Origin of the sequence: Bacillus cereus group sp. BfR-BA-01349, assembly GCF_022663795.1 — a bacterium.
GTDB lineage: Bacteria > Bacillota > Bacilli > Bacillales > Bacillaceae_G > Bacillus_A > Bacillus_A cereus.
On the sequence record NZ_JAKUGE010000065.1, the window covers coordinates 14,722 to 28,552 of the forward strand.

Sequence of the window (13,831 nt, forward strand, 5' to 3'; positions counted from 1 at the left end):
TGTGTATGTCCTTCAGAGTCTTTTGCCTGTACGATTCATCTATTTTCAAAAAATATTCAAATGACTAGATAGATTCCGTTCTGTTTCTTTTTTTCATAAATTTATAGATTAATATACCACCTACAATAATAACTACGACTAGTAATATCGGTAGCATATATTGTCCAACAACATCCGCCGCTTTTGCCCAATGCGGACCTAATTTCATTCCAAAATAGACATATAAAGTCGTTAACGGGAACATTGCTACAAATGTATATATGCTAAACTTCCATATGTTCATTTTTGCCATGCCACATGGAACAGAGATAAGTGTTCGAACTCCTGGTACAAAGCGTCCCACAAATGCTACAACTGGTCCATATTTCTCAAAGAAGTCATCTGCTTTTTGAATTTGTTCTTCTTTAATAAAGAAGTATTTTCCGTATTTTATTAATAGCGGACGACCACCATAATAACCAAGTGCGTATAACGTTAACGGTCCTGTCGTTCCGCCAAGTGTTCCAGCTAATACAGCTAGCCAAAAATTCATATCTCCCTCGTATACCCAATACCCAACCATAGGCAAAACGACTTCTGCCGGAATAAATTCGAAAGTTAAAGCCAATACAACTCCAAAATAAGAAAACTGCTTTAAAAACTCGATTATATCTAAAATCATTTGCTCCATATTTTAACTCCTATCCTACGTTTACGTTATGCTTTTCTTGTAATTGAACTGGCGCCATTTTTACAATTCGGTTCAAAATGAATAACACAATTCCAATATCATCTAAAATACCGATAAACGGTAGGAAGTCTGGAATTAAATCAAGCGGCATCGCAACATAACCAACTAAAAAAGCAACAGATAAAATTTTCTTCTTTATTGAAACCTCTTTTGAAGTAAAAAAGTCAAATAGGAATGGAACAAATCGGCGAACATGAAATACAACTCTTAATCTACTAATAAGTTTTTTCATTTTTATATCTCCTCTCTTTGTATACGAAAAGGACCCTACCAAATATGGTAAGGGTCCTCAAAAAGACAGAAAGGGGCCTTTACCATTGCTGGTAAAGGTCTCACTAACAACGAAACGTTGCCAATAAAGCCGAGGGTTTCTCCCTGTAATGACGACTTTACTGTAATAAGTTACTCCCCTTTATACACAATTTTATACACTCACATTAAAATATTTCAGAGGGCTTGTCAATATATTTTATATCCCAATCCCTTTCGTAAAAAACAAAAAACGTATAGGGAATTTCTTACTATCTCATAATATACATAATCATTTTTGAACGAAAGGAGATGTTTCATTTGCATACTGTATGGAAAGGTGCACTTTCACTTGGACTATTAAATATAGGCATCAAACTATATAGTGCCGTAGAAGAAAACGACATAAAATTTTTAAGTCTCCATAAAGAATGCTTAACACCTATTAAATATAAAAAGTTCGCTCCCGATTGTACGGATGAAGAAATTGATGATAACGATATTGTAAAAGCCTATGAATACGCACCTCATAAATATATTATTATGGATGAAAAAGAATTAGCTGAATTACAACAAGCTCATGAACCACGATCCATTCGTATTATATCTTTTGTCCAAAATAACGAAATTGATTCTGTTCTCTATGATCGCTCTTATTTTATAGGACCTACCCCAGGACATGAAAAATCATATTTATTATTAAAAGAAGCTCTTGAACGTACGAATAAACTTGGTCTTATCCATATTTCCATTAGAAAAAAACAACATTTAGCTATTATCCGCAACTTTGAAGATGGTCTTATGTTGCAAACTATTCACTACCCTAATGAAATTCGCGCTATAACAAATACACCTAACTTACCAAGTAACGAAAATTATCCGATTCAAAAACAAGAACTCACAGCAGCAATCAATTTAATCCACCATCTTACAAATCCTTTTGAACAAGAGATGTATACAGATGAGTATAAAGAAGCCCTTACCGAACTAATCGAAAACAAAATTGAACAACAGGAAAAAACCGAAACAATCTCTCCAGCTCCGAACATCATTAATATTATGGAGACATTACAAGCAAGCATTGAACAAGCAAAAATAAAAAGAGAAAATAAAACAGAAAAAGAGGCCAAATAAAATTGACCTCTTTTTCTTTAAAGCGGATTACATTTCGGCATTTCAAGTCCAGACGATTGAGCTAGTTTTAATAAGTAATAACATTCTTCTCTTGCCATATGATCTGCCATTCTAGCTGATTGTGCACTTAATACTTCATGAGATAACTCGAGCTCTTCCACTTCATGTAAAAAATGCGAAAATAATTTCAATTCAAGTGAAACATCTTTCGTAAACTTCTTTAATGCAGGAAAATGATGCAGCTCTGTCCGTAAATACCCTGTCATTTCAACTGCCTTTAAGTAAAATTGTTCAAAATGCTTCGTAAATTCTTCGCTTTTCTCTTTTAATCTTTTTTTCAACAAGATCTAATCCACCAGAAATAGAGCCTGCATGACCAGCCGCATCCGTTAACCAAACGAGATGATAATGTAATTCATGAAAAACAGGCGGAACTTCCCCCTTCTTCAAAAACTCTAAAACTGTTATATACTCTTCCACTTCGTTTACCATATGATTAATAAAAGTTGGCGTAAAATGAATAGTAATTTTCCCTTCCAGCTGTTTCTGTATAATATTTAATTTAAACGCCCGAATCTCCTTAGCGGCTTGTTCTGCCTCTTTTGAAAATGCCATCAGATTCACATTCCGAACTTTATTTAACAAATTCGTAAATGTTTCAACAAAGTAAGTAGCTTTTTTTATATCCTCTTTTTCCTTCGGGGCTAATGCATCCAGTAAAAATTGTGCATGATCAGTAAGTACCTTTAACCAAAATTGATGCTCAAACAACGCACTTTCTTCATAATTTCTCTCCACTAAATCCCCTCCGTCTATTCATCCTTCTCTATCACTTGAAGTTTATATCCATCCGGGTCTTGTACCACAATACTCTTCTCACTTTTGTTTTCTGTATATGCGATTTTATAAAATACTAACCTCTTCTTTACATTCTCTATGTTAGAAATTGAAAACGTTAGAACATCAACTGAGTCCGTAACACTCTTCTCACGCCCGCCCAAACTGCGATTCATCACAAAACTAATTCTCGTTGAATCAGTATCATACCAAACCCCTGCAATATCTAATTGCGGCCTTTCTGAACTAGGTGTTATCCCTAAAATCCCTTCATAAAAATACAGAGTTTCCTTTAAGTTCTTTACTTCCAATACAATGAATTGTTTCACAGTCTCCACATTCATTCCCCCCGTACCTATTACTTTTTTATATGTGTCATAAATGCTCATTATGTCTGAATACAATACGTAGTAATGAACATGTAAGGAGGTTTATTCGTGAATAAATATATGAGATCATTCGTGCCCTATCATAGCCCTCTCGATCCTTGTCCTCCTATCGGAAAAAAATATTATTCTACTCCTCCTAATTTATTTTTAGGCTTTCAACCGCCAAACTTGCCGCAATTCACACCAAAAGAAGCACTACAAAAAGGGACTTTATGGCCTGTTTTTTATGACTATTATGAAAATCCTTATAAAAAAGGGCGGTGACTACTGACGTGAATCAATCGCTACCTGAAGAATACTATCAGCTTTTACTGGAGCTTCAAGAATTAGACTTTGTACTAGTTGAACTCACTCTTTATTTAGATACACATCCAGATGACACCGCTGCGATTAATCAATTTAATGACTTTTCCTATAGACGGAGAGTATTAAAACAAAAGATGGAAGAAAAATACGGACCACTCCAACAGTTTGGAAACAGCTATTCTAATGCCCCTTGGGAATGGAGCAAAGGTCCTTGGCCATGGCAAATATAAAGGAGAGAAACTATGTGGATTTATGAAAAGAAATTACAATACCCAGTTAAAGTGGGAACTTGCAATCCCGCACTTGCAAAATTATTAATCGAGCAATACGGTGGTGCAGATGGAGAATTAGCTGCTGCACTACGTTACTTAAATCAACGTTATACAATTCCAGATAAAGTCATTGGCCTACTTACTGATATTGGTACAGAAGAATTTGCTCACCTTGAAATGATTGCTACGATGGTTCATAAGCTGACGAAAGATGCGACCCCTGAACAAATGAAAGCTGCTGGTCTTGACCCTCATTACGCTGATCATGACAGTGCTCTTCATTACCATAACGCTGCTGGTGTTCCATTTACTGCAACCTATATACAGGCTAAAGGTGATCCAATTGCCGATCTATACGAGGATATTGCAGCTGAAGAAAAAGCACGCGCAACATATCAATGGCTCATTAACTTATCAGATGATCCAGATATAAATGACAGCCTACGCTTCTTACGTGAACGAGAAATTGTCCATTCACAACGTTTCCGAGAAGCAGTTGAAATTTTAAAAGAAGAACGCGATAAAAAAATATTTTTTTAAAACACGTATCCTAGCGATATGTGTTTTTTTATGTTAAAAGTTAAATCCTTCCTATTAAACATATAAATAGTATATTTATTCGATTTAATGCATTATTTTTTAATATTTTCAAAATTCCCTATTGCTTTCTAGTCATCAGACCTTTAAAATAATAACAGTTACTCGACAAATTATTTGAATTTTCGACAAAAACACTCATTAGGAGGATTTTCTTTATATGCATACAACTTTAAAACCAGCGCAAATACTTTCGATTAGTTTATTACTATTCGCAGTTTTCTTCGGTGCTGGTAATATGATTTTCCCGCCCCTTCTCGGTCTTTCTTCCGGAGAAAATATGTGGGTTTCCATTACAGGGTTTATTATTACAGACGTCGGTTTATCTTTACTTGCTATCGTTGCTGTTGCCCTTGCTGGTGGTAGTTTTAACACTTTAGCGAGCCGTGTTCATCCAAAATTCGCAGCAGTATTCGCTATCATTATTTATCTTTCAATCGGCCCACTATTTGTTATTCCACGAACTGGATCCGTATCTTATGAAATCGGGATTGCACCACTTTTCCCAGATCAATGGTATTCTATGTTAGTTTTTAGTGCGATTTTCTTTACAGTCGTTTACTTCTTATCATTAAATCCATCCAAGCTAGTAGATCATATCGGTAAAATATTAACGCCAATTTTACTTGTAATTATTGCAATTATGGCAACAAAAGCGATTCTTTCACCAGGAACGTTTGCAGAGCCTATCGGTGACTATAAAGACATCCCGTTTTTCAAAGGATTTCTTGAAGGATTTTTAACGTTAGATGCAATTGGCGCTCTCGTACTATCAACAATTGTTGTAAATGCAATTCGTCAAAACGGTATACAAGAGAAGAAATCTATCGCGAAATATACAATCATTTGCGGAAGTATCGCTGCTCTATTCTTAACAATTGTTTACTTCTTACTCGGTTATATCGGAGCTTCAAACGGAAACTTAGGGCAATTCGAAAACGGTGGTCAACTATTAGCTACTGTTATGTATCAATTCTTTGGGACAAGCGGTAATATTTTATTAAGTATCGCCATTATCTTCGCTTGTTTAACAACGGCAATTGGCGTTGTAAGTGCATTTGCAAATTACTTCACAACAGGGCTAACAAATGTTTCATACAAAAAGCTTGTGCTATACGTTTGTATCTTTAGTTTCGTTATTTCAAACTTAGGATTAAGCTTATTAATTAAAATCACACTACCTGTATTAATTATTTTGTACCCAATTACAATCATTTTAATTTTCGTATCATTTATCGATAAATATACGAAACGTAAACCTTCTGTCTACATCGGAGCGATGATCGCAGCATTTATTATTAGCTGTATTCACGCACTTGATAATGTGGAAATGATACCAGATTTTATCGCTAATATCGTACTCACCATTCCTTTTTATAACTTAGGAATTGGCTGGATCATTCCAGCAATAATCGGTGGTATAATTGGATACTTTATTCCGCAAACAGAAGCTGCAGGTGAAGTTTCTACAAAATAAAGAAAAGAAGCAAGCATGAAATCCATGCTTGCTTCTTCTTTCTCTTCACATCGTATGCTTAAAAGTAAATAACTCTTCTTTTGACTGCAAAGCAGATTGTTCCTCTTCTACATGTTTCCTCTTTCTCTCTCCTCCTAACCTTACTTTCAACATCGCCTCTTCTATACTTTTCACAATCATATTTCCTGAAAAAATAGTTAGGCCGAAAAATGTAATTGGTACGAGAGGAATCCATGGATGCACTGTTAATGACCTAAAGTATACTCCAATTAAACCTGACCATTCATGCGTGTAAGACTCTACTTCTTCTACCGGTCCGAAAAACTTAACAGTTCCGCCAAAGAATACTTCCAGTAACCCTAAGTGCAGTAAAATAGTAAGAGTCTGCGTAAACTGTTGAAGAAATACGAGTATAAAAGTCATATAGAGATGCGGAAAAAGATGTTTTATAACAATACGTCTTCTCGAGCCGCCTAATATGCGCGCGGCATCAACAAATTCTTCTGTTTGTAATTTACGACCTTCCTTCGCAACATACAGTGCAATAACTGGCATTACAAGCATTACAAGTAATACAACTTGAAACGAAGCTCTTTCAAAAAAGCTTGTTGTTTCCTCTCCGCTTCCAAATAGATTTGCAAATTGAAGAAAAAAATACGCAATCCTAACTGTCGGAATAACTGTGAAACTATCAAAAAAAGCCTCAATCTTTGAAAAACCTCTTCTTACATATGTTCCAAGTACAACACCAAAGAACACACCTATTACCATTCTAAGTGCCGCAATTAAAATAGATATACCAATCGTCCACTTCGCGCCTTCAATAACTAAATGTAAAAGGTCGTATCCTTTCCGATCTGTCCCGAGTAAAAATTGGAATGAAGGTGAAAACGGTGGCACTTGTGGATTTTCATCCGCATCATATTGCAATGTAACTTGTCTAATGTGTCCATCATTCCATAACGTATTTCCGATGCTCAAAAGAACTAATATGAGAAGAAATCCAATGCTTATCCAAAATCTTTTATCGCGTTTTATATACATCCACATATTATAATCTCTCCTTCATCGCAGCTGGAATGAAATAATGAAACAGCTTGAATAAAATAAATATCGGGATATATATAAGCAGCATACTAACGATGAAAACCTCAACTCTAATACCCTCATACGATTTCAAAAACATAAAAATACCACCCGTATTAAAAATCCATTCTATAATATATAAATTAGATAACATAAAAAAGATATTCGTTTTCGCAAAGAATAGTGTACTAAGCAACACATTTCGTAAAATATGACGATTTAAAATATGAAAACGCCCTAAACCCTTCGCCTTAGCAAATAGTACATAATCTTTTTCTAGTTCATTTTCAAAACGAAGCACTACTATTTTTACAAACATAATCGTAGTCGGGATGCTCAAACACAATATTGGCAACCCTCTAATCGACTCGCCTCCAATTGACGCAATTTGAAAAGGTAAAAAACCTGTTTGTTTAAAAAACCATACAACTAAAATTTGTGATACTAAAATAAGAAGAATATCTGGAATGGATTCTAGGAAGATAAGAAATGATTTAATTCGATGTTGTATACGCGTTGAACTACTCATAATGACATAAACAATGCAAAATGCTATAAATAATGAAATGAAAAAAGCAGCCAAAAAAATAATAATCGTTTCTTTATAATGGACGAACAACTGTGGAAATAAAAATTTACCTTTCACATATTGCAAATTGGAAATATCCATTAAGTTCACAAACACTTCTTTTAAACTCTGTATGTACTTTGATACATCCACCTTAAATCCATAAAATAATTTCGGCAAAGCCCCTAAAATAATAATCCCCAAAATCGAAATAAGAAATTGAATCGTCACTTCCATTCCATTTAGAAAAACTTTTTTGACCACGTTTTCCCTTCTCTCTATATATAATTTATCCTCTAATTTTATTCTTAATTTTCTGAATTGTAAATATTTTAAAGACAAAAAATCACTAGGCTATGATCCTAGTGATTCTTTATGCGCATGCCTTTCTCTTTTCGCAAACGGCATATACAAAATGAAACATCCAATAAGCGCAGCTATTTCTAATGAAATAATATAGTAAGGATGCGGCCCTAACATATCGAGTAATGAAGCTGTTTCTGGCTTATGAGCTAAAAACATATAATTACCACCTGTTTTGTAATTCACAAACGAAACAAGCGGAATCAATATGTTTAAAAATATCATCGTACGCTTAATAGATTGCAAGGTCGGTCTATAGCCTTCCACCCAAGTCATAAAGAGTGGTGCCCAAATGAGCAATACATGCGCGATAAAATATTCAATGAAACGAAAATGCGGAAAAGCATATTGCAAATTTGGTGTTAAAATGGCTTGTGATGCACCAATAATTCCCGTAAAAAATACAATCTCATATATTCGATAACTTTTCGTTACAATCATAATCGACGCTAACAACAAACTAATTGTACATAATTCAAACGGTAATGAAGTAGCTAACTCAAAAATCCCTGCTTTCCATTCCCACATATGAAGCCCAATTTCACTACCTATAAATAAAAATGTAATCGCATATCGAACCGTTATATTCCACTCATTTTGACGTAATACATCTTGGTATTGATACAGAAAAAATATCCCCACCAACATAATAAATAATATAATGGCATGTTGCCTTGAGTATGGAATAAATGGTTTTAATGGATGCGCACTAAAATAAGCTTCCATCTTCCTTCCTCCTTTCCTCCATACAATATTATTGTAAGAAAGAAACGACGAGTCAATTCATTTGCTTACACTAGGACAACCTCTACCTTACATTTGCATATTCATACCTTACAAAACTGTAAGGTTATTGTAAGCTAAAACGATTTGTCAGATTCTTCACCTCTTCTATACTTAATGTAGATACTAAAACGAACGAAAAGGTGATAAATAGATGAAAAAGAAAAAGAAAAATAAAGTGTTAATTACTAGTGTAGTAGCAATCGGAATTGCAGCTGGATCATACTTTGCATTTGCTGGTGGCGGTTCAGAAGTAGCAATGGCATATAGCGGATATAAAGTAACTGAAAAACAAATCCAAAACGCGCAAAAATTTGGTGGCGAAGTTATTCCAAATGGAATTGAAACTATTTCATTCGATCCAACAAAAGGAACATATGAATTAGCTGTTAAAAAAGGCGATGAAGTGAAAAAGGGTCAGCTTCTATTTAAGTACAATGATCCGACTGCGAAACAAGGTGTAACAGAAGCAGAAATGCAAAAGAAAATCGCACAAAAAGAAGTAACGTTGTTCCAAAAACAAATTGATGCGGCGAAACAAAAATTACAAAAAGATAAAAATGCAGGCCTTCCTGCTGAAGCATTAAAAGCATCAGAAGTTGAAGTTGGGCAATTAGAATCACAACTTGAAATGAAAAAGTTTGAAGTTGAAAAAGCTGATGAAATGATTAAAGCAGCAAAAGAGAAAGTAAACACTCTTTCTGTAACAAGTCCTGCTGATGGCGTAATTGATGATATCGTAAAAACGGCTGACGAAAAAACAGGTATGAGCGGAATTACTCTTCGTCACGCTGGTCAATTTAAAGTAAAAGGTCAACTTTCTGAATATGAGCTTGCTAGTATGAAAGTTGGGCAAGAAGTAACTGTTTCATCAAAAACTGTCGCTGGTAAGACTTGGACAGGAAAAGTAACAGAAATCGGTTCTACACCATTAAAGAGCATGGATGAAAATAAAACTGTTTCTAACTATCAATTCACTGTCACATTAGATAATAGTGACGAATTACAAAACGGCTTCCACGTTTACGTAACAAGTAAATCTGGCGAAGCAACTGGTACAATTGTTCCGAAAAGCAGTATCGTGAAAAAAGGTGACAAAAATGTTGTCTTCGTTGTAAAAGACGGTAAGGCGAAAGAACAAGCAGTTACTGTTGAATTCGAGACTGATAGCGAAGCAAAAGTTTCTGGAGTGAAAAAAGGAGAGGAAATTATCTCTAAACCTGAAAAAGACTTAAAAGATGGTATGGAGGTTGTCGCCCAGTGATTAACTTAAAAGGCATCACGAAATCCTTCCAAAATGGTGCAGAATCCGTTCAAATATTACACGGAATTGACGTAACACTGAACCAAGGAGAATTCACTTCTATTATGGGACCTTCTGGTTCTGGTAAATCAACATTAATGAACATTATCGGTTGCTTAGATAAACCGACGACAGGTACGTACGAACTAGCCGGTCAAAATATTTCAAACATGACTGAAACAGAACTTGCACACGTACGTAATAAAGAGATCGGATTCGTATTCCAAAACTTCATGTTATTACCGAGACTTACAGCGCTTCAAAATGTAGAACTACCTCTTATTTACGCTGGAGTCGATAAAAAAGAAAGACGCGAGCGCTCATTAGCTGCTTTAACAAAAGTCGGTTTAGCTGATCGCGCTACTCACTTACCGAACGAATTATCAGGTGGACAAAAGCAGCGTGTCGCTGTTGCACGTGCAATCGTAAATAACCCAAAGTTCATTTTAGCCGATGAACCGACGGGGGCACTTGATACGAAAACGAGTACACAAATTATGGACCTCTTTTACGAATTAAATAAACAAGGCTCAACAATTATTATGATTACCCATGACCGTGAAATCGGGGAAGCTGCAGCACGTCAAATTGTAATTCGTGACGGAAATATCGTCCAAGATTGGAGAGGTTAATTTTGAATACGAGTGAAAATATACGCATGGCCCTTTCCTCTATCTTTGCTCATAAAATGCGTTCTATTTTAACGATGTTAGGTATTATTATCGGTATTAGTGCCATTATTACTATCATTTCAATGGGTGATGGTACAAACGCAAAGTTTAAAAAAGAATTAGGCCAAGGAAAAGATACCGAAGTAACGATTTACTACAACAATCCTGATTACGGAACAGATAGTACCAAAATCACACCTGATATGCTAAACCGTCTGCAAACTGTACCAGGCGTTAAAGATGTGTATCCAGACGTAAGTATGAAAGTAAAAGCATCTGCTGGTTCAAAAGATGTAAATCTTGATTTAAAAGGTGGAACAGGCGCCTTTATGACAGATTCGAAAATAAAATTAGTTCACGGTCGTGAATTAAATGACAGTGAACTAAACCAAGCAATCCCTGCTGTTATATTAAATGAAGAAGCTTTCAACAAATTATTTAGTAGTGGTTGGGAATCAAATCAATACACAGATATAAAAGGAAAGCCGTATAAAATAGTTGGTGTATACGAAACGAAAAACGACTTTGGAATGCCTATGCCTGAAGGTTATACATCACTTGAAAATGCGCCTGTCATTTCAGGAGTAAATGAGTATGACTCTGTAAGATTAACAATGACCTCTCCGACAGAACGTAAAAGTGTAGAAAAACAAGCCGTTTCTGTCTTAAACGAAATGAAAGCTCCTAAATTTGAGCACAAATTCGAAGCACAAGACTTAGGTGAATTTACGAAACAACTAGACGAATCAATTGGTATGATGAAAATGGTATTTGGTGGTATTGCTGCTATCTCCTTACTTGTTGGTGGTATCGGTGTAATGAACATCATGCTCGTATCTGTAACAGAACGTACACGTGAGATTGGTATTCGTAAAGCACTTGGTGCAACACGTGGTAAAGTATTAACACAATTCTTAATCGAATCTTGTATTTTAACAGGACTTGGTGGTTTCATCGGATTCATGCTCGGTATTTTCTTCGCTTGGATTGTCTCAATCTTTGCTGGATGGCCACTCGTTGTCTCAAAAGAACTTGGACTTCTTGCAGTAGGTATTTCAATGCTAATCGGTATTGCATTCGGACTACTACCAGCTAACAAAGCTGCCAAACTGGATCCAATTGAATGTTTACGATATGAATAAACAAAAACGTAGGAGTTTACACTCCTGCGTTTTTTATTTATCTACTAAATTGAGTTTCTTCTATTATATATGTTTCACGTTACAACTATCATTCTCATACTCTTCATTATTTATAGGTAATAAGGCTATTATCTAATTCTATTATTGCAAAAATACTATGTAACAGACGAAAATCAAGGCGTAATTTTTTCCATACTTCGACTGATTTTGTAACAATTATATCGATATTTTATTAAATTTCACCTCATTTATATATTTTCACGCCTAAAAAGATTATCGTTTTATAACTAAATTTCCATTCAAACAGTAAAATATGCTACTTTCGTAACGCTATAGATATCACCTAGAAATATTACTGTAACATTATTAACGTTACAGTAATTGAAATACTACTCATTTTGTGTTTCATATGCCCTGATACGCCAAAAAACAACAAGGAAGCGCCATCAGGATATTTATGGAATTGTTACAGAATATTAATGCCCCGTTACGAAAGCTTTGTAATTTTATGTTTTTCGCAAATAAGAAAATAATGGTTGCTATAATGAGGTCAACGAAAACAAATGCAATGGAGGCTATTATGAAAAAATTTATGGGTATAGCAACAGCAGCGGTTTTTGGTCTTGGGATTTTCACAACATCTGCTAAAGCAGAAACAATCGTAACGACTGACGTACTAAACGTACGAGAAAACCCAACTACTGAATCAAAAGTTGTAGGAAAATTATTAGATGGATATAAAGTAAATGTTTTACATACAGAAAATGGTTGGTCAAAAGTTCAATTGAATAGCGGTAAAGAAGCTTTCATAAGCGCTGACTATACAAAAGACACTTACTACGTAACAGCAAACGTATTAAACGTACGTGCTGGAGCAAACACAGACTCAGAGATTCTTGGTAAGTTGAAAAAAGATGATGTAATTGAAACAACACACCAAGTACAGAATGATTGGATTCAATTTGAATATAACGGAAAAACAGCTTATGTTCATGTTCCTTACTTAACAGGTAAAGCACCAGTTAAAGTTCAACCAGTAGCTAAAGTTGAAAAAACGACTACAGTTCAAGATACAGCTAAAGTTCGTGAAGCGGCTAAAGCTCAGGAAGTAGCTGAAACTCAAGCAAAAGCTGAAACTCAAGCAAAAGCTAAAGCTCAAGAAGCAACTAAAGCTCGCGAAGCAGCTGAAGCTCAAGCAGAAGTTAAAGCTCAAGAAGCGGCTAAAGCTCGTGAAACTGCTAAGGCTCAAGAAGCAGCTAAAGCTCAGGCAGATGCTGAAGCTCAAGCAGAAGTTAAAGCTCAAGAGGCGGCTAAAGCTCGTGAAGCAGCTAAAGCTCAGGCAGATGCTGAAGCTCAAGCAGCGGCTAAGGCTCAAGAAGCAGCTGAAGCTCGTGAAGCGGCTAAAGCTCAAGAAGCAGCTAAAGCTCGTGAAGCGGCTAAAGCTCAAAAACCAGCTACACAACAACCTGTTGCAAAAGAAACTGAAACAAGTGCACCATCATCTTCTCGTGAGTTACGTGTTGTAGCAACAGCTTACACAGCAGATCCACTTGAAAATGGTTATAAAGCAGGCGACCAAGTAAAATCAGCTTTAGGTCATAACTTAACAGCTAATCCAAACATGAAACTTATTGCAGTTGATCCAAGTGTAATTCCATTAGGTTCAAAAGTATGGGTTGAAGGTTACGGAGTAGCAATCGCTGGTGATACTGGTGGAGCTATTAAAGGTAATAAAATCGACGTTTTAATGCCAGATAAAGGTACATCAAGTAGCTGGGGACGTAAAACAGTTACAGTTAAAGTATTAAACTAGTTAGTAAAAAAGAGTCAGTCTCTGGTCATCTCCCTGTCAAGTAGACAGTAATAAAAAGAGTATTATGCCACGGCCTTTTCCCGATATTCTATCGGGGAAAGGCCGTGAAGT

Annotated in this window: 15 protein-coding genes and 1 pseudogene; 9 read left to right on the plus strand and 7 right to left on the minus strand. The window is 35.5% G+C overall.

Annotated elements, in window-relative coordinates:
* Positions 1 to 64: 64 nt before the first annotated feature.
* Positions 65 to 670 (minus strand): DedA family protein, encoded by a 606-nt coding sequence (locus MR169_RS25075; protein ID WP_016117207.1) that lies wholly within the window; start codon positions 668 to 670, stop codon positions 65 to 67.
* A 10-nt stretch (positions 671 to 680) separates the two neighbouring features.
* Positions 681 to 962 carry a YkvA family protein gene (locus MR169_RS25080; protein ID WP_000733852.1) on the minus strand — a complete coding sequence of 94 codons (282 nt, stop codon included), beginning with the start codon at positions 960 to 962 and terminating at the stop codon, positions 681 to 683.
* Positions 963 to 1,300: 338 nt separating this feature from the next.
* Between MR169_RS25080 and ku the strand changes: the two genes are divergently transcribed.
* Positions 1,301 to 2,113 (plus strand): non-homologous end joining protein Ku, encoded by an 813-nt coding sequence (gene ku / locus MR169_RS25085; protein ID WP_016117205.1) that lies wholly within the window; start codon positions 1,301 to 1,303, stop codon positions 2,111 to 2,113.
* A 17-nt stretch (positions 2,114 to 2,130) separates the two neighbouring features.
* Here the strand turns inward: ku and MR169_RS25090 are convergent.
* Positions 2,131 to 2,911 (minus strand): annotated as a pseudogene (locus MR169_RS25090) (DUF2935 domain-containing protein).
* 14 nt (positions 2,912 to 2,925) lie between these two features.
* Positions 2,926 to 3,339: a VOC family protein gene (locus tag MR169_RS25095; protein ID WP_001999135.1), complete on the minus strand. Its 414-nt coding sequence runs from the start codon at positions 3,337 to 3,339 to the stop codon at positions 2,926 to 2,928.
* 48 nt (positions 3,340 to 3,387) lie between these two features.
* Here MR169_RS25095 and MR169_RS25100 point away from each other — a divergent pair, with 48 nt between their 5' ends.
* The 4 genes from MR169_RS25100 to brnQ2 all read left to right on the plus strand — a co-directional run bounded on the left by MR169_RS25100 (position 3,388) and on the right by brnQ2 (position 5,991).
* Positions 3,388 to 3,603, plus strand: a complete 216-nt coding sequence (locus MR169_RS25100) for a spore coat associated protein CotJA (protein ID WP_001046257.1) — start codon at positions 3,388 to 3,390, stop codon at positions 3,601 to 3,603.
* 8 nt (positions 3,604 to 3,611) lie between these two features.
* On the plus strand, positions 3,612 to 3,875 hold the full coding sequence (locus MR169_RS25105) for a spore coat protein CotJB (RefSeq protein ID WP_242320221.1): 264 nt from the start codon (positions 3,612 to 3,614) through the stop codon (positions 3,873 to 3,875).
* A gap of 12 nt (positions 3,876 to 3,887) precedes the next feature.
* On the plus strand, positions 3,888 to 4,457 hold the full coding sequence (cotJC, locus tag MR169_RS25110) for a spore coat protein CotJC (RefSeq protein WP_242320222.1): 570 nt from the start codon (positions 3,888 to 3,890) through the stop codon (positions 4,455 to 4,457).
* Between the two features lie 217 nt (positions 4,458 to 4,674).
* Positions 4,675 to 5,991 (plus strand): branched-chain amino acid transport system II carrier protein BrnQ2, encoded by a 1,317-nt coding sequence (brnQ2, locus tag MR169_RS25115; RefSeq protein ID WP_242320223.1) that lies wholly within the window; start codon positions 4,675 to 4,677, stop codon positions 5,989 to 5,991.
* Positions 5,992 to 6,036: 45 nt separating this feature from the next.
* Here the strand turns inward: brnQ2 and MR169_RS25120 are convergent, their stop codons facing one another.
* The 3 genes from MR169_RS25120 to MR169_RS25130 form a co-directional block, all read right to left on the minus strand.
* Positions 6,037 to 7,041 (minus strand): ABC transporter permease, encoded by a 1,005-nt coding sequence (locus MR169_RS25120; RefSeq protein ID WP_242320224.1) that lies wholly within the window; start codon positions 7,039 to 7,041, stop codon positions 6,037 to 6,039.
* Between the two features lies 1 nt (position 7,042).
* Positions 7,043 to 7,909: an ABC transporter permease subunit gene (locus MR169_RS25125; protein WP_000239684.1), complete on the minus strand. Its 867-nt coding sequence runs from the start codon at positions 7,907 to 7,909 to the stop codon at positions 7,043 to 7,045.
* A gap of 90 nt (positions 7,910 to 7,999) precedes the next feature.
* Positions 8,000 to 8,734 (minus strand): YwaF family protein, encoded by a 735-nt coding sequence (locus MR169_RS25130; protein WP_086391554.1) that lies wholly within the window; start codon positions 8,732 to 8,734, stop codon positions 8,000 to 8,002.
* A 211-nt stretch (positions 8,735 to 8,945) separates the two neighbouring features.
* Between MR169_RS25130 and MR169_RS25135 the strand changes: the two genes are divergently transcribed.
* The 4 genes from MR169_RS25135 (at position 8,946) to entC (ending at position 13,720) form a co-directional block, all read left to right on the plus strand.
* The gene (locus MR169_RS25135; RefSeq protein ID WP_242320225.1) at positions 8,946 to 10,055 is read left to right on the plus strand and encodes an efflux RND transporter periplasmic adaptor subunit; all 1,110 of its coding nucleotides are present in this window, start codon (positions 8,946 to 8,948) and stop codon (positions 10,053 to 10,055) included.
* Entirely contained in the window at positions 10,052 to 10,726 is a 675-nt protein-coding gene (locus tag MR169_RS25140) for an ABC transporter ATP-binding protein (protein WP_000609104.1), read from the plus strand. Before MR169_RS25135 ends, MR169_RS25140 begins: the two co-directional genes overlap by 4 nt.
* 26 nt (positions 10,727 to 10,752) lie before the next feature.
* Positions 10,753 to 11,907, plus strand: coding sequence for an ABC transporter permease (locus MR169_RS25145; protein WP_481746824.1), 1,155 nt, complete (start codon positions 10,753 to 10,755; stop codon positions 11,905 to 11,907).
* A gap of 457 nt (positions 11,908 to 12,364) precedes the next feature.
* Positions 12,365 to 13,720, plus strand: a complete 1,356-nt coding sequence (gene entC, locus MR169_RS25150; protein ID WP_242320227.1) for a cell wall-binding protein EntC — start codon at positions 12,365 to 12,367, stop codon at positions 13,718 to 13,720.
* Positions 13,721 to 13,831: the final 111 nt, after the last annotated feature.

What these genes read in the sequence shown, in the direction of transcription:
- cotJC (WP_242320222.1), top strand. Translation starts at nt 3,888, where the DNA reads ATGTGGATTTATGAAAAGAAATTACAATACCCAGTTAAAGTGGGAACT.
- MR169_RS25080 (WP_000733852.1), bottom strand. Translation starts at nt 962, where the DNA reads ATGAAAAAACTTATTAGTAGATTAAGAGTTGTATTTCATGTTCGCCGA.
- MR169_RS25075 (WP_016117207.1), bottom strand. Translation starts at nt 670, where the DNA reads ATGGAGCAAATGATTTTAGATATAATCGAGTTTTTAAAGCAGTTTTCT.
- MR169_RS25130 (WP_086391554.1), bottom strand. Translation starts at nt 8,734, where the DNA reads ATGGAAGCTTATTTTAGTGCGCATCCATTAAAACCATTTATTCCATAC.
- MR169_RS25120 (WP_242320224.1), bottom strand. Translation starts at nt 7,041, where the DNA reads ATGTGGATGTATATAAAACGCGATAAAAGATTTTGGATAAGCATTGGA.
- MR169_RS25095 (WP_001999135.1), bottom strand. Translation starts at nt 3,339, where the DNA reads ATGAGCATTTATGACACATATAAAAAAGTAATAGGTACGGGGGGAATG.
- brnQ2 (WP_242320223.1), top strand. Translation starts at nt 4,675, where the DNA reads ATGCATACAACTTTAAAACCAGCGCAAATACTTTCGATTAGTTTATTA.
- MR169_RS25145 (WP_481746824.1), top strand. Translation starts at nt 10,753, where the DNA reads ATGGCCCTTTCCTCTATCTTTGCTCATAAAATGCGTTCTATTTTAACG.
- MR169_RS25135 (WP_242320225.1), top strand. Translation starts at nt 8,946, where the DNA reads ATGAAAAAGAAAAAGAAAAATAAAGTGTTAATTACTAGTGTAGTAGCA.
- entC (WP_242320227.1), top strand. Translation starts at nt 12,365, where the DNA reads ATGGAATTGTTACAGAATATTAATGCCCCGTTACGAAAGCTTTGTAAT.